Origin of the sequence: Pseudomonas sp. AN-B15 (assembly GCF_019056475.1) — a bacterium.
Taxonomy (GTDB): Bacteria; Pseudomonadota; Gammaproteobacteria; order Pseudomonadales; family Pseudomonadaceae; genus Aquipseudomonas; species Aquipseudomonas parakoreensis.
Window position 1 is genome coordinate 1,926,051 of the sequence record NZ_CP049737.1, and the last position, 17,526, is coordinate 1,943,576.

Annotated in this window: 19 protein-coding genes; 16 read left to right on the forward strand and 3 right to left on the reverse strand. The window is 60.3% G+C overall.

Going from position 1 to position 17,526, the window contains the following annotated elements:
- Nucleotides 1-18: 18 nt before the first annotated feature.
- A complete protein-coding gene (prmB, locus tag GTQ41_RS08910) occupies nucleotides 19-927 on the forward strand; it encodes a 50S ribosomal protein L3 N(5)-glutamine methyltransferase (RefSeq protein ID WP_047292951.1) in 909 nt (302 codons plus the stop codon).
- A gap of 160 nt (nucleotides 928-1,087) precedes the next feature.
- Here prmB and GTQ41_RS08915 read toward each other — a convergent pair whose 3' ends face one another.
- Together GTQ41_RS08915 and GTQ41_RS08920 are read right to left on the reverse strand one after the other, a co-directional pair.
- Entirely contained in the window at nucleotides 1,088-1,879 is a 792-nt protein-coding gene (locus GTQ41_RS08915; RefSeq protein WP_047292952.1) for a hypothetical protein, read from the reverse strand.
- A 99-nt stretch (nucleotides 1,880-1,978) separates the two neighbouring features.
- Nucleotides 1,979-2,932, reverse strand: coding sequence for an alpha/beta hydrolase (locus GTQ41_RS08920; protein WP_047293054.1), 954 nt, complete (start codon nucleotides 2,930-2,932; stop codon nucleotides 1,979-1,981).
- Between the two features lie 130 nt (nucleotides 2,933-3,062).
- Between GTQ41_RS08920 and aroC the strand changes: the two genes are divergently transcribed.
- From aroC to mtnC, 5 genes are all read left to right on the forward strand, one after another.
- On the forward strand, nucleotides 3,063-4,154 hold the full coding sequence (gene aroC / locus GTQ41_RS08925; RefSeq protein WP_041068866.1) for a chorismate synthase: 1,092 nt from the start codon (nucleotides 3,063-3,065) through the stop codon (nucleotides 4,152-4,154).
- A gap of 31 nt (nucleotides 4,155-4,185) precedes the next feature.
- Nucleotides 4,186-5,331 carry an MFS transporter gene (locus tag GTQ41_RS08930; RefSeq protein ID WP_047292953.1) on the forward strand — a complete coding sequence of 382 codons (1,146 nt, stop codon included), beginning with the start codon at nucleotides 4,186-4,188 and terminating at the stop codon, nucleotides 5,329-5,331.
- Nucleotides 5,328-5,954 (forward strand): methylthioribulose 1-phosphate dehydratase, encoded by a 627-nt coding sequence (locus GTQ41_RS08935; protein ID WP_047292955.1) that lies wholly within the window; start codon nucleotides 5,328-5,330, stop codon nucleotides 5,952-5,954. The genes GTQ41_RS08930 and GTQ41_RS08935 overlap by 4 nt, the downstream gene beginning before the upstream one ends.
- Before the next feature lie 92 nt (nucleotides 5,955-6,046).
- Nucleotides 6,047-6,592, forward strand: a complete 546-nt coding sequence (locus tag GTQ41_RS08940; protein ID WP_047293056.1) for an acireductone dioxygenase — start codon at nucleotides 6,047-6,049, stop codon at nucleotides 6,590-6,592.
- Between the two features lie 4 nt (nucleotides 6,593-6,596).
- Nucleotides 6,597-7,280 carry an acireductone synthase gene (gene mtnC, locus GTQ41_RS08945; protein ID WP_047292957.1) on the forward strand — a complete coding sequence of 228 codons (684 nt, stop codon included), beginning with the start codon at nucleotides 6,597-6,599 and terminating at the stop codon, nucleotides 7,278-7,280.
- A 171-nt stretch (nucleotides 7,281-7,451) separates the two neighbouring features.
- Here the strand turns inward: mtnC and GTQ41_RS28825 are convergent, their stop codons facing one another.
- The gene (locus GTQ41_RS28825) at nucleotides 7,452-7,730 is read right to left on the reverse strand and encodes a DUF3509 domain-containing protein (RefSeq protein WP_027613327.1); all 279 of its coding nucleotides are present in this window, start codon (nucleotides 7,728-7,730) and stop codon (nucleotides 7,452-7,454) included.
- A gap of 377 nt (nucleotides 7,731-8,107) precedes the next feature.
- On the opposite strand from GTQ41_RS28825, the gene GTQ41_RS08955 reads away from it, so the two are divergent.
- The 10 genes from GTQ41_RS08955 to GTQ41_RS09000 all read left to right on the forward strand — a co-directional run bounded on the left by GTQ41_RS08955 (nucleotide 8,108) and on the right by GTQ41_RS09000 (nucleotide 17,456).
- Nucleotides 8,108-9,946 carry a long-chain-acyl-CoA synthetase gene (locus GTQ41_RS08955; RefSeq protein WP_047292958.1) on the forward strand — a complete coding sequence of 613 codons (1,839 nt, stop codon included), beginning with the start codon at nucleotides 8,108-8,110 and terminating at the stop codon, nucleotides 9,944-9,946.
- 97 nt (nucleotides 9,947-10,043) lie between these two features.
- The gene (locus GTQ41_RS08960) at nucleotides 10,044-10,562 is read left to right on the forward strand and encodes an ankyrin repeat domain-containing protein (RefSeq protein ID WP_047292959.1); all 519 of its coding nucleotides are present in this window, start codon (nucleotides 10,044-10,046) and stop codon (nucleotides 10,560-10,562) included.
- A 204-nt stretch (nucleotides 10,563-10,766) separates the two neighbouring features.
- On the forward strand, nucleotides 10,767-11,297 hold the full coding sequence (locus tag GTQ41_RS08965) for a hypothetical protein (RefSeq protein ID WP_047292960.1): 531 nt from the start codon (nucleotides 10,767-10,769) through the stop codon (nucleotides 11,295-11,297).
- Between the two features lie 71 nt (nucleotides 11,298-11,368).
- Nucleotides 11,369-11,560, forward strand: coding sequence for a PLDc N-terminal domain-containing protein (locus GTQ41_RS08970; RefSeq protein WP_007960694.1), 192 nt, complete (start codon nucleotides 11,369-11,371; stop codon nucleotides 11,558-11,560).
- 227 nt (nucleotides 11,561-11,787) lie between these two features.
- Nucleotides 11,788-12,663, forward strand: a complete 876-nt coding sequence (speE, locus tag GTQ41_RS08975; protein WP_041068886.1) for a polyamine aminopropyltransferase — start codon at nucleotides 11,788-11,790, stop codon at nucleotides 12,661-12,663.
- Between the two features lie 289 nt (nucleotides 12,664-12,952).
- Nucleotides 12,953-13,186 (forward strand): hypothetical protein, encoded by a 234-nt coding sequence (locus tag GTQ41_RS08980; protein ID WP_041068889.1) that lies wholly within the window; start codon nucleotides 12,953-12,955, stop codon nucleotides 13,184-13,186.
- Between the two features lie 214 nt (nucleotides 13,187-13,400).
- A complete protein-coding gene (locus GTQ41_RS08985) occupies nucleotides 13,401-13,748 on the forward strand; it encodes a ribonuclease E inhibitor RraB (protein WP_041068892.1) in 348 nt (115 codons plus the stop codon).
- A 535-nt stretch (nucleotides 13,749-14,283) separates the two neighbouring features.
- Complete coding sequence (locus GTQ41_RS08990) at nucleotides 14,284-15,693, forward strand: circularly permuted type 2 ATP-grasp protein (RefSeq protein ID WP_047292962.1); 1,410 nt, start codon at nucleotides 14,284-14,286, stop codon at nucleotides 15,691-15,693.
- 12 nt (nucleotides 15,694-15,705) lie between these two features.
- Nucleotides 15,706-16,656, forward strand: a complete 951-nt coding sequence (locus tag GTQ41_RS08995) for an alpha-E domain-containing protein (protein WP_007960702.1) — start codon at nucleotides 15,706-15,708, stop codon at nucleotides 16,654-16,656.
- Nucleotides 16,653-17,456, forward strand: a complete 804-nt coding sequence (locus GTQ41_RS09000) for a transglutaminase family protein (RefSeq protein ID WP_047292964.1) — start codon at nucleotides 16,653-16,655, stop codon at nucleotides 17,454-17,456. The genes GTQ41_RS08995 and GTQ41_RS09000 overlap by 4 nt, the downstream gene beginning before the upstream one ends.
- Nucleotides 17,457-17,526 lie beyond the last annotated feature (70 nt).

Consider the following 17,526-nt stretch of genomic DNA (forward strand, 5'->3'; position numbering starts at 1 on the left):
TTTCTGGAGTTCTGCCCCGTGATCACTTCCCGACTTCGTACCCTGCGCGACCACATCCGTTGGGCCGTCAGCCGCTTCCATGGGGAGGATCTGTTTTTCGGCCATGGCACCGACAATGCCTGGGATGAAGCCCGGCAGTTGGTCCTCGGTGCCTTGCACCTGCCGTGGGAGATCGCCGACAGCTACCTCGACTGCGCGCTGGAAGACGACGAGCTGGTCAACCTGCAACGCCTGCTCAAGCGCCGCATCGAAGAGCGCATCCCGACTGCCTACCTGCTGGGCGAGGCGTGGTTCTGCGGCATGTCGTTCATCGTCGATGAGCGCGTGCTGATCCCGCGTTCACCGATTGGCGAGCTGATCGAAAACCGTTTTGCCCCATGGATCGGTGACGAACCTGCGCGGATTCTCGACCTGTGCACCGGCTCCGGTTGCATCGGCATCGCCTGCGCCTACGAGTTCCAGAACGCTGAAGTGGTGCTGGCCGATCTGTCGTTCGAAGCGCTGGAAGTGGCCAACCAGAACATTGAGCGCCACGGCGTCGATGAGCGCGTGTACACCGTGCAGGGCGATGGTTTCGATGGTCTGCCGGGGCAGCGTTTCGATCTGATCGTGTCGAACCCGCCGTACGTTGACGCAGAAGATTTCGCCGACATGCCGGACGAATACCAGCACGAACCGGAGCTGGGTCTGGCCTGTGGTGATGACGGCTTGAACCTGGTGCGACGGATGCTCGCCGAAGCGGCGGATCACCTGACCGAGAAGGGTTTGCTGATCGTGGAAGTGGGCAACAGCCAGGTGCACGTCGAAGCGTTGTACCCGGAAGTCGATTTCGCCTGGCTCGATTTCGAGCGCGGCGGGCATGGCGTGTTCATGCTGACCGCAGAGCAGTGCCGCGCTCATCAGGCCCTGTTCGCCTCCCGCGTTTGACCTGACTGACTTCTGTGGCGAGGGAGCTTGCTCCCGCTGGTCTGCGAAGCAGACCCAAAATATGCAATGACGGTGCACCAGACATACTGCATGTGCATGTTTTACGACTGCTTCGCAGCCGAGCGGGACCAAGCTCCCTCGCCACAGGTCATCGCTGATTTCAGCGGTGTGTGGCAATCCAGATCAACAACCCCGCCTGAAACACCGCAAACGCCACCAGACAGGTAATGGTGAAGCGCAAGCCAGCGTCTTCACGCTTGAACTTGCTGACCTTCTCTTCCTGCTTCTTCAGCTTTACTTCCTGCTCGGCCAGGTTCTGCTCGGCCTGCTGCAGCATCTGCGCCGCTTCGAGAATCTCGACGATCTGCAGCTTCTCGCTGTTCCAGTCGCCCAGCAAGTCACCGACCTGCACCTCTTTGACGCTGCCCTTCAAATGTTGGGCGTCGGCGTAGACCACGTCAAACCCATGCACGCGCAAGAAGTGATCGCGACGCAGGCGGGTGTCTTCATTCAGCGCGTCTTTGTTGTTCAGGTCCATGCCGTCGACGGTGTAGGCGGGCCAGCGTTTTTTCGCCCAATTGATGCCTTGCGCGGCCAGGAAGCGACCGATGCCACGGTTCAGCGGTTCGATCTGCAAGCCGCTGTCGGGGCCGAAATGTACACGCTTGCTGGTGTGATTGACCCACACATCGAGATGGTTCTGTTCTTTGCGCACGCGCTGGCCGGGCAGTTTGATTGCCATGCGCATCAGGCTGTGCTCTTTGCTGTTGCGCTCGGCATAGCCGAATTCGACAAAACGCAACGGCCGGCCACCGGTGTGACGGTCAGTCTGCAGCGGAGCCAGGCGGAGCATCTTGTGGTGCTCGACGCTGACGTCCGCCCATGGCAGCTCGACCGCTGGCGGTGCGTCTTTTTCAGCGGTGGTGTCGGGTGAAGTCTGGGTATCAGTCATAACGGCGAGATCCTGTCCAAGCCCTGCTTGTCGCCAGCCGGTACGCTGGCGACAAAGGCTTATCGGCCGTTTTTTTCAGGACTGGAGGGTAAACACCGTTTAACGGCTGCGAAGTCCGTCAATAAATTCGATGAGTTTGCCGCCCAGCTCCGCCGCCAGTGGCAAATTCGGGTCCTTGTAGGAGGCCAATTGCCGCTTCACATCGGCGGCGACGATGCGCATGACGTGGTTCATGCCGTCGATCACCACCAGTTCGGCATTGGGATTGGCCGCTTTGAGCGCCTGTGCATCGCCGACGCCGACCTGCATGTCGTTGCTGCCCTGAACGATCAGCGCCGGCATCTTCAACTGTGCAAACGCCTTGGCCGGATCCTGACGGAACAGCGAAATCAGGTACGGCTGCACGCTCGGGCGAAAAATCGGTTGCAGTGGCGCCGGCACGTTGGCGTCGGTATGGCCGGCCTTGAGGCTGTCGAGCAGCTGATTGCTGCGCAGCATCAACGGTGGTGGCAGGCTGCGCGCCAGTTGTTCGCGAATCACTTGATCCACTGGCCTTGCGCTGCCGGACAGGGAAATCAGCGCAGCAGCCTCCGTGCGCGGGGCAGCGAGGGTGGCGATGAGGGCGCCTTCGCTGTGACCGAGCAGAATCAGCGGGCCGAAGCGCGGATCACTTTTCAGCTTCTGGCTCCAGGCCACAGCATCGTTAACGTAGGCCTCCACCGACAGATTGCGCTCGTCGGGCGTGGCCGCGAAGCTCGCAGCGACCCCGCGCTTGTCGTAGCGCACGCTGGCAATGTTGTGTTTGGCCAGCACCCAGGCCAGCCGTTTCAGGCTGTCATTACGCCCGCCATCGGGGTTGTTGCCGTCACGATCCGTAGGACCGGAACCGGCAAGGATCAGGACAACCGGTACCGGGGTGTCGGATTTTGGCAGCAACAGCGAGCCGAAAAGCTCACCGTTGCCGGTGTCCAGAGAGATCGGGCGCTGCAGGACAGTCGCATGGGCAAAACCGGTCAACAGGGTAAGACTCAAGATCAGAACTCGCAGCATCATCACGCCATCATTCGCCAAGGTGCCGGTTGGACTCACCAACACCACTAAGGTTCGAGGATGAACTACTCGGTTAGCCTGCGTATACTGGCGCGCATCACGAATTCGGGTTTGATTTCACGGAGCGTCCTGCATGTCCGGCAATACCTACGGCAAGTTGTTCACTGTCACCACCGCTGGCGAGAGCCATGGTCCGGCGTTGGTCGCCATTGTCGACGGCTGCCCGCCGGGCCTGGAGATCTCCCTTGAAGACCTGCAGCGCGACCTCGATCGGCGCAAGCCGGGCACCAGCCGCCACACCACCCAGCGTCAGGAAGCCGACGAAGTCGAAATCCTCTCCGGCGTGTTCGAAGGGCGCACCACCGGTTGCTCGATCGGCCTGTTGATCCGCAACACCGACCAGAAGTCCAAGGACTATTCGGCGATCAAGGATCTGTTCCGTCCGGCGCACGCCGACTACACCTACCACCACAAATACGGTGAGCGCGATTATCGCGGCGGTGGACGCAGCTCGGCGCGCGAAACGGCCATGCGCGTGGCGGCCGGGGCGATTGCGAAGAAATTCCTCGCCACCCAAGGCATTGTCATTCGTGGCTACATGAGCCAGCTCGGCCCGATCGAAATTCCGTTCAAGACCTGGGATTCCGTGGAACAGAACGCCTTCTTCAGCCCGGACCCGGACAAGGTGCCGGAGCTGGAAGCCTACATGGACCAGTTGCGCCGCGATCAGGACTCGGTCGGGGCGAAGATCACCGTGGTTGCGGAGGGCGTGATGCCGGGCCTGGGCGAGCCGATTTTCGATCGCCTCGACGCTGAACTGGCGCACGCGCTGATGAGCATCAACGCGGTGAAAGGCGTGGAAATCGGCGCCGGTTTCGCCTGCGTCGCCCAGCGTGGCACCGAGCATCGCGATGAACTGACCCCGGAAGGTTTCCTCAGCAACAACGCTGGTGGCATTCTTGGCGGGATCTCGTCCGGTCAGCCGATTGTTGCGCACCTGGCGTTGAAGCCAACGTCGAGCATCACCACCCCGGGTCGTTCGATCGACATTCATGGCAACCCGGTGGACGTGATCACCAAGGGCCGCCATGACCCGTGCGTCGGCATCCGCGCCACGCCGATTGCCGAAGCAATGATGGCCATCGTGCTGATGGACCACCTGCTGCGTCACCGTGGGCAGAACGCCGACGTGCGCGTCAGCACGCCGGTGCTGGGTCAGCTTTGATGGTTGATCGCCAAGCCGTCGCGGTCTGACCGTGGCGGCGCTCCCATACTGGCGGCTGTCCAGTTTCTATCTGTTCTATTTCGCCTTGCTCGGTTCGACAGCGCCGTTTCTGGCGCTGTATTTCAATCACCTCGGCTTCAGCCCCGCGCGCATCGGCGAACTGGTGGCGATCCCGATGCTGATGCGCTGTGTGGCGCCGAACATCTGGGGCTGGCTCGGCGACTACACCGGCAAACGCCTGGCCATCGTGCGCTTCGGCGCAGTGTGCACGCTGCTGACGTTCTCGCTGATTTTCGTCAGCAAGACCTACGCCTGGCTGGCGATGGTCATGGCGCTGCATGCGTTCTTCTGGCACGCGGTATTGCCGCAATTCGAAGTCATCACTCTCGCGCATTTGCAGGGACAAACCTCGCGCTACAGCCAGATTCGCTTGTGGGGTTCGATCGGTTTCATCATCACCGTGGTCGCGCTGGGGCGCTTGTTCGAATGGCTCAGTCTCGATATCTACCCGGCGGCGCTGGTGCTGATCATGGCCGGTATCGTCCTCAGTAGCCTGTGGGTGCCGAATGCGCAACCGCCGCAGGGTAACCGGCCAAACGGCGAAGGCTTCCTCAAGCAACTGCGCAGCCCCGGTGTGCTGGCGTTTTACGTCTGCGTCGCGCTGATGCAGATGAGCCACGGCCCGTATTACACCTTTCTGACCTTGCACCTTGAACGACTCGGTTACAGCCGAGGCGTGATCGGCATGTTGTGGGCCGTCGGCGTAGTGGCGGAAGTGCTGATGTTCATGGCGATGAGCCGGATTCTCGCGCGGTTTTCCTTGCGTCGGGTGCTGATGGTGAGTTTTCTGCTGGCGGCGCTGCGCTGGTTGCTGCTAGGTTCGTTCGCCGAATTCCTGTGGCTGCTGTTGTTTGCGCAGGTGCTGCACGCGGCGACTTTCGGCAGCTTTCATGCGGCTGCCATCGCTTTCGTGCAACGTAGCTTCGGTGCGCGCCAGCAAGGTCAGGGCCAGGCGCTTTACGCCGCGCTGGCCGGCACCGGTGGCGCGCTCGGTGCGTTGTATTCCGGTTACAGCTGGAATGCCCTCGGCGCGACATTGACCTTTAGTATTGCCAGTCTCGCGGCGCTCGCTGCTGCCGTTATCATTGCCACACGTATGCAAGAGGACAGGCCATGAGCCTTACGCGTGAACAGCTCGCCCAGCAAATCGTCGACGCCGGGCGTTTTCTTTATGGTCGCGGCTGGTCGCCGGCCACCAGCAGCAATTACTCGACGCGCCTGTCGCCGAGCCAAGCGCTGCTGACCGTGTCCGGTAAACACAAGGGCCAGTTGGGGCTGGACGATGTGCTCGCCACGGATCTGTCCGGCAACAGCCTGGAACCGGGCAAAAAACCGTCCGCCGAAACCCTGCTGCACACCCAGCTCTATAGCTGGCGCACGGAAATCGGTGCGGTGCTGCACACCCATTCGGTGAACGCCACGGTCCTGTCGCGGCTGACACCGCAAGACTTTATCGAGTTCGAAGACTACGAACTGCAAAAAGCCTTCAGCGGCATCTCCACCCACGAATCCCGGGTGCGCGTGCCGATCTTCGACAACGATCAGGACATTGCGCGCCTCGCCGCCAAGGTGCAGCCTTGGCTCGACGCCCATCCCGATTGCGTCGGTTACCTGATTCGCGGCCACGGCCTCTACACCTGGGGTGCGCAGATGAGCGACGCCCTGCGGCAGATCGAGGCTTTTGAATTTCTGTTTGAATGCGAGTTGAAAACCCGCAGCGTCATGAACCGCCAAGGCTGACTTCACCAGAAGCCGCCCGTTTGCCTGATCAAATGCACTGCCCGACCGGTCTGCAAGAACCGGACGGCAAGGCCGTTACCGAGGAATTGCCCATGAGCAGCCTGTCCGTTTATCACGTATCCAGTCCCGAGATTCCGAACAAGGTGCTGACCCATTTCGAAGACATCGCCTCGACGCTCGCCGAGCAGGGCGTACGCTTCGACCGCTGGCAAGCCGCGACGAAAATCCAGCCCGGCGCCAGCCAGGAAGAGGTGATCAGCGCCTATCAGGAGCAGATCGACAAACTGATGACCGAGCGCGGTTACATCACCGTCGATGTGATCAGCCTCAACAGCGATCACCCGCAAAAAGCCGAGCTGCGCGCCAAGTTCCTTGAAGAGCACCGCCATGGCGAGGACGAAGTGCGCTTTTTCGTCGCCGGTCGTGGCTTGTTTACTTTGCACATCGACGATTACGTCTACGCGGTGCTGTGCGAGAAGAACGACCTGATCTCGGTGCCGGCCGGCACCAAACACTGGTTCGACATGGGCGAGCACCCGCACTTCGTGGCGATTCGCCTGTTCAACAATCCGGAAGGCTGGGTCGCCAACTTCACCGGCGAAGACATCGCCGGGCGCTTCCCGCGTCTGGAGGACTGAGCCGATGTCGATCAAAGTCATCCTCACCGACATTGAAGGCACCACCAGCGCGGTGAGTTTCGTCTTCGACGTGCTGTTCCCGTATGCCGCCAGACACCTGCCGGACTTCGTGCGGCAGAATGTCGAGCGCGCCGATGTCGCCGAGCAGATCGCCGCCGTGCGCCGCGACAGCAACGAGCCGCAGGCCGATGTTGAACGGGTGGTGGAAATCCTCCTGAGCTGGATCGCCGAAGACCGCAAGGCCACGCCGCTCAAAGCGCTGCAAGGCATGGTCTGGGCGCAGGGCTATCAGGCCGGGCAGTTGAAAGGCCACGTTTACCCGGACGCCGTTGAAGCGCTCAAGCGCTGGCATCAGGCTGGTTATCAACTGTTTGTGTATTCGTCCGGTTCGATCCAGGCGCAGAAACTGATCTTTGGTTGTTCCGAAGCGGGGGATCTGACGCCGCTGTTCAGCGGGTATTTCGACACCACGTCGGGGCCTAAACGCGAAGAACAGTCCTATCGCAACATCCAACAGGCAATTGGCGTCGAGCCGGGGGAGATTCTGTTTCTGTCGGATATCGTCGAGGAACTGGATGCCGCGCAGGCTGCCGGTTTGCAGACCTGTGGCCTGGCCCGCGAGGGTGGAGAACTGGCAAGCCATATCACCGTCGACAGCTTCACCGGCATCGAACCCGAAGCCTTCTAACCACACAAGTCCCTGTAGGAGCTGCGGAACGCTGCGATCTTTTGACTTTGATTTAAAAGATCAAGATCAAAAGATCGCAGCCTTCGGCAGCTTCTACATAAGAATCGCGTACAAACAAAAGGCCGTGGAGCATCTGCTCCACGGCCTTTTTTGTTTAATGCGTTTACGTTTTTACAGCGAGTGATACGTCGGCAGGGCAAAACGCTGCTGGCTTTGCAGCATTGCAATCTGCGGCAGTTCACTGGCTTCTTCTGCCAGGTCACGACGGATGGCGCTGATTGCCCACGACAGTTGGTCGGCGTTGTGCATTTGCTGGTAGGTCAAGGCGCGCTTGAACACTTTGCCTTCGCTGCTGCGCAAGGTCAGCAAAATCCCGCCATCAGGACGCGGTGCAGTGGTGACGTTGAAGTTGGAGAACAGGGAGGTAAATTTTTCTTGAATCAGGCTCATGTCTTTCAGCTCCGTATGCACTTGAAGGGCAAGCATGCACAGGAGGTTGCAGCGATTGTGCCAGCATTTGAAAAATAAAAAATCCTTTAAAATCAATTGCTTAAAAATCATGAAATTTGCACGGGTCGTGCAAACTGCATGAATGGCCATCGTGCATCCTGCATTTTGCGGGATTCTCTTCAGTTGGACGGAACCAAATGGCAAAGGCGCAATCTCCGCTGCCAGGCATGAGCGGGCGGATACAAAACATTGCAAAAACCGCGTGTACAGCTTGAGAAGCGCTGTCGTATTTTCGATCCCGACCTTGCCCGCAACGCAGGTCATGCCACGGCCCGAACAATAAGAAACCGGCCAGTCAGGTCGAACGGGGAACTGCCATGCGTCACGCGCCGAGCGACACGATTACCTGGAGCATGATGCTCCGCAAACTGCCGACAATCGCCAAAGCCATCCCGCGGGTGGTCAAGGGCATGAAAGTCGCCAACGTCACGGATCCGACCCAAACGTGTGGCCTCGGCTGGACCTTCGAGCAGGCAACCCTGCGTAACCCTGAAGGCCTGGCGATCCTGCAGGACAACGTCTTGCTGACCTACGCGCAGGTCAACCAGTGGGCCAATCGCATCGCCCACTATTTGAGTACGCAGGGCATCGGCAAGGGCGATGTGGTCGCGGTGTTCATCGAAAACCGCCCGGAACTGCTGGTGACCATTCTGGCCTTGGCCAAACTCGGCGCGGTCAGTGCGCTGCTCAATACTTCGCAGACCCGCGACACGCTGATTCACAGCATCAATCTGGTAGCGCCGGTGGCGATCGTGCTCGGTGAAGAACTGCAACCGGCGTTTGCCGCGATCCGCGAGCAGGTGTCGATCCCGGCGCAGCGCACCTGGTTTATCGCTGACCGCGACACCTACAGCCACCCGGGCATTGCGCCCGAGGGCTACATCAACCTGATCAGTGCCAGCGCCGATGCGCGCGGTGACAACCCGCCCAGCAGCGGCGAAGTGTTCTTCAACGACCCGTGTTTTTACATCTACACCTCCGGCACCACCGGCCTGCCCAAGGCCGGGGTGTTCAAGCACGGCCGCTGGATGCGCAGCTCGGCCAGCTTCGGCATGATCGCTCTGAACATGACGCCCGACGACGTCGTCTATTGCACCTTGCCGCTGTACCATGCCACCGGCCTCTGCGTGTGCTGGGGCTCGGCGATCAATGGCGCTTCCGGGTTCGCCATCCGCCGCAAGTTCAGCGCCAGCCAGTTCTGGCCGGACGTGCGTCGCTATAACGCGACCACGCTCGGGTATGTCGGCGAATTGTGCCGCTACCTGGTCGATCAGCCGCCCAGCGCCGATGACAGCCGTCACGCCGTGCGCAAGATGATCGGCAACGGCTTGCGTCCCGGCGCCTGGGCCGAGTTCAAGACCCGGTTTGCCGTCGAGCACATCTGCGAACTGTACGCGGCGAGTGATGGCAATATCGGCTTCAGCAACATTCTCAACTTCGACAACACCATTGGTTTCTCGCTGATGGCCTGGGAACTGGTGGCTTACGACCACGACAGCGGGCAGCCGCTGCGCAGCGCCAACGGCTTCATGCGCAAGGTCGGCAAGGGCGAGCAGGGCTTGCTACTGGCACGGATCGACGAAAAGGCCCCGCTGGACGGCTACACCGACCCAGAGAAAACCGCCAAAGTGGTGCTGCACGATGTGTTCAGCAAGGGCGACCGCTTCTTCAATACCGGCGACTTGCTGCGCAATATCGGTTTCGGCCATGCGCAGTTTGTCGATCGCCTCGGCGATACCTACCGCTGGAAGGGCGAAAACGTCTCGACCACGGAAGTGGAAAACCTGTTGTTGCAGCATCCGCACATTTCCGAGGCGGTGGCCTACGGTGTAGAAGTGCGCAACACCAACGGTCGCGCCGGCATGGCCGCCATTACGCCCGCCGAGTCACTGGCGACCCTGGATTTCACTGAATTGCTCGCGTTCGCCCGTCAGCGTATGCCGGCGTATGCGGTACCGCTGTTCCTGCGGGTGAAGGTGAAAATGGAGACCACCGGGACGTTCAAATACCAGAAGACCCGTTTGAAAAACGAAGGCTTCGACCCCGCCCAGACGGGGGATGACCCAATCTATGCCTGGTTGCCCGGCACCCAGACTTACGTGCAGGTGACGGATCAGGTGCTGGCCGATATTCATCAGGGCAAGTACCGCTATTGAGATTGGCTATGGCAGGACTTGAGAAAAAGGGGGTGACAGCTATCGTCGCGCTCGGGAAACTGTCGGCTTTGCGAATAACCGAAAGTGGAGTTGCCCCATGTCTGACCAAAGCCGCCAGATGACCCCTGAAGAAGCTGCCGAATTCACCGAGCAGGTGTTCAACAAGGCGCGCGAAGGTGATGCGCTGATGCTTGATCGGCTGATCAGCGCCGGTTTGCCGGTGAACCTGAAAAACAGCAAGGGCGATACGCTCTTGATGCTCGCCAGTTACTACGGCCACGTCGACGCGGTGCAGGTGCTGCTCAAGCACAAGGCCGACCCGGAAATGCGTAACGGCAACGGCCAGAGCCCGATTGCCGGCGCCGCGTTCAAGGGCGATCTGGCGGTGGTCAAGGCGCTGGTGGAAGCGGGTGCCGAGATCGAAGGTTCGTCCTTCGACGGGCGCACGGCGTTGATGATGGCGGCGATGTTCAACCGCGTTGAAATCGTTGAATACCTGATCAGCAAGGGCGCCAACCCGCAAGCCAAGGATGCCAACGGCATCACCGCGCTGGACGCGGCCCGCACCATGGGCGCAGTCGATACCACGGCGCAGCTGGAAAAACTGCTGGCCTGAGGACTGTCGAGATGTTGTGGCGAGGGAGCTTGCTCCCGCTCCAGTGCGCAGCGCTGGTAAAAATGGTGAATTCACTGTTTGGGGGCCGCTTCGCGCCCCAGCGGGAGCAAGCTCCCTCGCCACATTGTTCTGTGTGCAGCCGGAGGTCGCAATGCGCTATCCTTCGCGCCCTCGAAATTCACCTTCGCCACAGGATCCGCCCCCATGAAAGCCGCACTCGTCGAACTCATCAGCAAAATCAGCTCCGGCTGCATGGGCGAGGACGAGATCCTGAACGTGGCCGACGAAGCGGCGCAGGCTTACGCCGATGCCGATGCGTTCCTCGCGGCCAACCCGGACATCAACTACGACGACACCTTCCCGATTCCGCTGGGTGAGTGGGTGGTGGTCGGCAGCCTGCCGGACACCGTGCTGTTCCAGGCCGACACCTACGTTGACCTGTTCGCACAGATCGTCGCCTCGTTTGGCCCGGGCGTCGAATTCAACCTCAAGCCCAAGCAACTGGCCAAGACCGAGGCACTGACCGCACTCAACCGCATTCAGGTGCAGATGAGCAGCCTGAACAAGGAAAACGGCGGTTACACGCTGATGAACTTCAGTCAGCTGCTCGATGACGAGCTGCAAGTGGTGCTGGTCTACGGCAACGACGTGCCACGAGTGCTGGAGCTGTGTGCCGAAGTCGGCATCGCGGCGGCGCCGTCGCTGGAAGCGCTGAAAGTCGCCGTTCACGTCTGAACGCAATAAAAGGGAACCCTGCGCGCGACCGTCTATCCTAAAAGTGCATGCCACTAATCTGGAGTGACACCATGGGTTCCACGTTCAACGGGCTGATTGGCCTGATCATTCTTGCCCTCGACATCTGGGCCATTATCAACGTACTGAAAAGCGGTGCCGAGACCGGGATGAAAATCCTCTGGGTCCTGCTGATCATCCTCCTGCCGGTGCTGGGCCTGATCATCTGGGCGATTGCCGGACCGCGGGGCAATGTGCGGGTCTGAAGAACACTGTAATACCCCTGTAGGAGCTGCCGAAGGCTGCGATCTTTTGACTTTGTTTTTTTTAAAACAGAGATCAAAAGATCGCAGCCTTCGGCAGCTCCTACAGGGATTGTGGATTGTCGATGAACAGAGGTTCGACCTGTCATCTTCGGCAACGTAGAATGCGCGCCTTTCCCGGGCAATCGTCCCCACGATCGACGCCCGCGCATTCATCGGAGCACTTGACCATGACCGTCACCAAGACCAGCGAGTACCTGGAAACCCTTTACGAAGGCTACGGCCAGCGTTTTCGCATGGAAAAACTGCTGCACGAAGTGCGCACCGAACACCAACACCTGGTGATCTTCCAGAACCCGCGCATGGGGCGGGTGATGGCGCTGGACGGCGTGATCCAGACCACCGAAGCCGACGAATTCATCTACCACGAAATGCTCACCCACGTGCCGATCCTCGCCCACGGCACCGCCAAGCGCGTGCTGATCATCGGCGGCGGTGACGGTGGCATGCTGCGCGAAGTGACCAAACACGCCAGCGTCGAGCACATCACCATGGTCGAGATCGACGGCACCGTGGTCGACATGTGCAAGGAATTCCTGCCGAACCACTCCAAGGGCGCCTATGACGATCCACGCCTGAACCTGGTGATCGACGACGGCATGCGTTTCGTTGCCACCACCACAGAAAAATTCGACGTGATCATCTCCGACTCCACCGACCCGATCGGTCCGGGCGAAGTGCTGTTCTCGGAGAACTTCTACCAGGCCTGTCACCGTTGCCTGAACGAAGGCGGGATCCTCGTGACCCAGAACGGCACGCCGTTCATGCAGATCGACGAAGTCAAAACCACCGCCGGTCGCCTGCGCAGCCTGTTCCCGGACTGGCACTTCTATCAAGCGGCCGTGCCGACCTACATTGGCGGTTCGATGACCTTCGCCTGGGGTTCTACCAACCCGGCTTACCGCAAGCTGAGCCGTGAAACCCTGCAGCAGCGCTTCATCGGCAGCGGCATCGTCACCCGCTACTACAACCCGGAAATCCACATCGGCGCGTTCGCGCTGCCACAGTACGTGCTGCAGGCGATCAACAAGCCAAGCAACGACTGACGCACTATTCCCGGATCGGTGATAGATCCCCTGTGGTGAGGGGATTTATCCCCGACCGGCTGCGCAGCAGTCGTAAAATCGGCAGACGCGTTGGAACTGACACTATGCGTTCGCTGAATTCAGGGACGCTTCGCGCCCATCGGGGATGAATCCCCTCGCCACACAAGCCTGTTTCCCCATCGGTTAATTTTTTTTCATGTTCGTGCGCCGCAATCCTTTTGAACGATCAATCTCGCCAAAAGTCGAGATACTAGTAAGCCCATTTGCGGGTTTGATCGAGGAGGCACCGATGCAAAAGTGGAAAGTCACTTTCGTGGACGATCATGGTGAAATTGTCGATGAGGTGTTCGAGCGCGCGGAATGCCCCAGTGATGACGAGGCTGCACGCCTGATCAAGGAACGGCTCCTGCCGGTGGCCGCCAAACTGGATCTGAACGATCTGGAAGGGCGAACCCCTGATGCGGGCGTCAAAAGCCTCGAAACCCAGAACAGCATCAAGATCCGCAGCATCACTCCAATCTGAAAATCTTCCTTTCATCCGAAACAACCAGGCCTTGGCAGCAGCTCTATCTTGGGGCTACTCTGCAAGCGAGATCAGCGAACGAATCGCTAAGGTCTGGTCTTGTCAGCTACATGCTTGTTTCCCGCCGGCAACCGGGTTGCCGATGTACTTCTGGCCTGTAAGGCCCGGGGCGGGAATACGGAAAGTCTATCCATCTATCCGAGGGGGACGTTTCATGAGCACAGCCTATCAAGAAGACATCAGCAGCAACGTACTGCGCCGCATGAAAGAAGGCGGTTTCGACTTTTCCCGGTTCCATCCCATCGAGTTCTACGCCATTTTCCCGGACGAGGAGCGGGCGCGCAGGGCGGCGGGCAAATTTCGTGGTGAATCCATCAATGCCCAGGTCAGTGCGCGCGAAGATGGCGCCTGGTCACTGGAACTGAGCAAAGTGATGCACGCGACCTATGACGACATTGGCGATTTCGAGCAGGGCTTTTCTGCCGTGGTCGAGCCGCTGGGCGGCATCATCGAGGGCTGGGGCGTCAAGCAGGAGGTGCGCAACCGCCATCGTCTGAACTGATCTCTGGTTTCAGGTATTGAGCAACGGCTGACCTTCGGGTTGGCCGTTGTCGTTTTCAAAGATCAAAAGATCGCAGCCTCCAGCAGCCCCTGCACCAATCACCTGCAGGAGCTGCCGGAGGCTGCGATCTTTTGCTTTTTACTTTCAAAACATTTCAGAAAGGCAAAAAAAAGCCACCGGAGAGGGTGGCTAAAAGGGAAGACCGATAAGGAGAGGAAACCGGTCAGGGTTACGGCCTGCGGGGACTGCGTGGGCAGTCCGGATCAGTGGAGCTGAAGCCTTCAGTGGGGAAGTTTTCAGCGGATGCGCCGATTATCCGCAGCCCGACGCAAGCAGTGAAATCAACTCTGACTATGCTGGTGATAGGCGATGCAGTGCGTCGCAATGAAGCGGGGGCAATCCTGTTGGAGCATTTGCCGCACAGGAATGGTGCGGTGTTTGCGGCTTGATTATCCAACCGATTGAAATCAAAGCGTTTATGCCGATGGCACGGGCCTTGCGAAGGCCTGTAGGTCCGGGTGACAAGGAGTACGGCATGATCCGCACCTATTTTGATGAAATGTACGATGCCGGCGGCCAGGTCCGCCCGCATTACCGGGAGTTCGCCCGCTGGCTTGCCGACACGCCTGACGAGTTGCTGGCGCAACGGCGGCGCGAGGCCGACCTGCTGTTCCACCGGGCCGGGATCACCTTCACGCTCTATGGCGACGAGCAGGGCACCGAGCGCCTGATTCCCTTCGACACCATTCCGCGCAGCATCCCCGCCAGCGAGTGGCGGACCGTCGAGCGCGGCTGCATCCAGCGGGTCAAGGCGCTGAACATGTTCCTCGCCGACCTCTATCACGAACAGCGCATCATCAAGGCCGGGATCATCCCCGCCGAACAGGTGCTGGCCAACGAGCAGTACCAGTTGGCGATGCAGGGCCTGGACCTGCACCGCGATATCTATTCGCATATCTCCGGCGTTGATCTGGTGCGCGACGGCGACGGCACCTACTACGTGCTCGAAGACAACCTGCGTACCCCGAGCGGCGTCAGCTACATGCTTGAAGACCGCAAGATGATGATGCGCCTGTTTCCGGAGCTGTTCGCTGCCCAGCGCATCGCGCCCATCGATCACTACCCGAACCTGTTGCTCGACACCCTGAAAAGCTCCAGCCCGATCGACGACCCGAGCGTGGTGGTACTGACGCCGGGGCGCTTCAACAGTGCGTTCTTCGAACACGCCTTTCTGGCACGGGAAATGGGCGTCGAGTTGGTGGAGGGCGCGGATCTGTTCGTGCGTGACGACAAGGTCTTCATGCGCACCACCGACGGGCCGAAAGCGGTGGACGTGATCTACCGGCGTCTCGACGACGCTTTCCTCGACCCGCTGGCGTTCCGCCCGGACTCAATGCTCGGCGTGCCGGGACTGTTGTCTTCCTATCGCTCGGGCAACGTGGTGCTGGCCAACGCCATTGGCACCGGCGTGGCGGACGACAAGTCGGTGTACCCGTTTGTCACCGACATGATCCGCTTTTACCTCGACGAAGAGCCGATCCTGAAGAACGTGCCGACCTGGCAGTGCCGCAACCCTTCGGAACTTTCCCACGTCCTGGCCAATCTGCCGGATCTGGTGGTCAAGGAAACCCAAGGCTCCGGCGGTTACGGAATGCTGGTGGGGCCGGCGGCGACGGCGGCGGAAATCGATGCATTCCGCGAGCGGATCAAAGCCAAACCCCACGCGTACATCGCGCAGCCGACGTTGTCACTGTCGACCTGTCCGACCTTTGTCGAAAACGGCATTGCACCACGCCATATCGACCTGCGTCCGTTTGTACTGTCTGGCCGCGAAACCCGGGTCGTGCCCGGCGGTTTGACCCGTGTCGCCCTGCGTGAAGGCTCCCTGGTGGTGAATTCCTCCCAGGGTGGCGGAACCAAGGACACCTGGGTGGTCGAGGATTGAAGGAAGCTTGCCATGTTAAGTAGAACTGCCTCGGATCTGTACTGGATGTCGCGTTACCTGGAGCGGGCGGAAAACCTCGCGCGGATGCTCGATGTCAGTTATTCGCTGTCGCTGATGCCGCAGGACGGTCGCGGCGACGGTCTGCACGAGCTGGCCATGCCGCTGCTGATTACCGGCACCCTCGACGATTACCTGGAGCGTCATGGCGAACTGCATGCCGAACGCCTGCTGCACTTTTTCGCCCTCGATGCGGCCAACCCGGCGAGCATCTACAGCTGTCTCGGCGCGGCGCGGGCCAGTGCGCACGCGGTGCGTGGACGAATCACCGCAGACATGTGGGAGAACATCAACGCCACCTGGCTGGAGATTCGCGGCATTGCCGAGCAGGGCCTCAGCCGATACGGAATGAGCCGTTTCTGCGAGTGGATCAAGGAGCGCTCGCACCTGTTCCGGGGCGCGTCCTACGGCACGATCATGCGCAACGATGCATTCCGCTTCATTCGCCTGGGCACCTTCATCGAGCGTGCAGACAACACGCTGCGCCTGCTCGATGCGCGCTACGAAATGGCTGGCGATCAGGCCGAGGCCGTCAGTGACGGCACCGCCCACGCTTACTATCAATGGAGTGCGCTGTTGCGGGCGCTGTCGTCTTTCGAGGCCTACACCGAGATCTACCGCGACGCCCCCGGCGCCCGGCATGTCGCCGAGCTGCTGCTGTTGCGCGCCGATGTCCCGCGTTCGTTGCGTGCCTGCACCGAGGAAATCGACCAGATTCTCGCCCAGTTGCCGGGGGCCAACGGCCGTCCGGCGCAACGTCTGGCCGCTGAGATGGACGCGCGTCTGCGCTACACCGGCATCAACGAAATCCTTGCCGAAGGCCTGCACGCCTGGCTCACCGAATTCATCCCGCTGGTGCGCCAGTTGGGCAATGCGATTCACAGTTCATACCTGGAGGCTGCATGAGACTTTCCATTAGCCACGAGACCACCTATCACTATGAAGATCAGGTGCGGGCGAGCATCCAGTATCTGCGCCTGACCCCGCACGACAGCGAGCGTCAGCACGTATTGAGCTGGCAGCTTGACCTGCCGCGACCGGTGCGCGCGCAGCTCGATCCGTTCGGCAACATCTTGCATGTGCTGACCATGGACGAACCGCACGAAGCGATCATTATCGGCGCCCGCGGCCAAGTGGATATCGACGAGTTGCGTGAGGCCGAGCATGAGAGTCAGTCGGCGCTGCCGTTCCTGCGTTTCACTCGCCTGACCGAGGCGGACGAAGCGTTACGTACGTTTGCCGAAAAATCCTGCAAGCAGCGACGTGACCGCACCGCCCTGATCGATCTGATGCACGGCTTGAATCAGCACATGACCTACACGCCGGGCTCCACCGAAGTCGACACCAGTGCCGCCGAAGCCTTTGCCGGGCGCGCCGGGGTTTGCCAGGATCACACTCATGCCTTTCTCGCCTGTGCACGCAGCCTGGGGATCCCGTCACGCTACGTTTCCGGCTATCTGTACAGCGAGGACGCCGAGCATCTGGCCAGCCATGCCTGGGCCGAAGCATGGCTGGATGACGCCTGGTACAGCTTTGACGTGACCAACCAATTGGCCCGCCCGGAGCGGCACTTGAAACTGGCGGTGGGCCTGGATTATCTGGATGCCTGCCCGGTGCGCGGCATGCGCCGGGGCGGGGGGAGCGAGCAGATGCATGCGAAGGTGTTGGTGTCGCCGACGCCAGTCATTTCCGTGCAGCAACAGTAGATCCGGGATACCGCTATCGCTGGCAAGCCAGCTCCCACAGGTTATGCGCTGACTCTGAAGCCGCGGTAAT

Bases quoted from the DNA above. Each gene is read 5' to 3' on its own strand.
- GTQ41_RS08915 (WP_047292952.1), bottom strand. From the start codon at position 1,879: ATGACTGATACCCAGACTTCACCCGACACCACCGCTGAAAAAGACGCA.
- GTQ41_RS08920 (WP_047293054.1), bottom strand. From the start codon at position 2,932: ATGATGCTGCGAGTTCTGATCTTGAGTCTTACCCTGTTGACCGGTTTT.
- aroC (WP_041068866.1), top strand. From the start codon at position 3,063: ATGTCCGGCAATACCTACGGCAAGTTGTTCACTGTCACCACCGCTGGC.
- GTQ41_RS08935 (WP_047292955.1), top strand. From the start codon at position 5,328: ATGAGCCTTACGCGTGAACAGCTCGCCCAGCAAATCGTCGACGCCGGG.
- GTQ41_RS08940 (WP_047293056.1), top strand. From the start codon at position 6,047: ATGAGCAGCCTGTCCGTTTATCACGTATCCAGTCCCGAGATTCCGAAC.
- mtnC (WP_047292957.1), top strand. From the start codon at position 6,597: ATGTCGATCAAAGTCATCCTCACCGACATTGAAGGCACCACCAGCGCG.
- GTQ41_RS28825 (WP_027613327.1), bottom strand. From the start codon at position 7,730: ATGAGCCTGATTCAAGAAAAATTTACCTCCCTGTTCTCCAACTTCAAC.
- GTQ41_RS08955 (WP_047292958.1), top strand. From the start codon at position 8,108: ATGCGTCACGCGCCGAGCGACACGATTACCTGGAGCATGATGCTCCGC.
- GTQ41_RS08960 (WP_047292959.1), top strand. From the start codon at position 10,044: ATGTCTGACCAAAGCCGCCAGATGACCCCTGAAGAAGCTGCCGAATTC.
- GTQ41_RS08965 (WP_047292960.1), top strand. From the start codon at position 10,767: ATGAAAGCCGCACTCGTCGAACTCATCAGCAAAATCAGCTCCGGCTGC.
- GTQ41_RS08970 (WP_007960694.1), top strand. From the start codon at position 11,369: ATGGGTTCCACGTTCAACGGGCTGATTGGCCTGATCATTCTTGCCCTC.
- speE (WP_041068886.1), top strand. From the start codon at position 11,788: ATGACCGTCACCAAGACCAGCGAGTACCTGGAAACCCTTTACGAAGGC.
- GTQ41_RS08980 (WP_041068889.1), top strand. From the start codon at position 12,953: ATGCAAAAGTGGAAAGTCACTTTCGTGGACGATCATGGTGAAATTGTC.
- GTQ41_RS08985 (WP_041068892.1), top strand. From the start codon at position 13,401: ATGAGCACAGCCTATCAAGAAGACATCAGCAGCAACGTACTGCGCCGC.
- GTQ41_RS08990 (WP_047292962.1), top strand. From the start codon at position 14,284: ATGATCCGCACCTATTTTGATGAAATGTACGATGCCGGCGGCCAGGTC.
- GTQ41_RS08995 (WP_007960702.1), top strand. From the start codon at position 15,706: ATGTTAAGTAGAACTGCCTCGGATCTGTACTGGATGTCGCGTTACCTG.
- GTQ41_RS09000 (WP_047292964.1), top strand. From the start codon at position 16,653: ATGAGACTTTCCATTAGCCACGAGACCACCTATCACTATGAAGATCAG.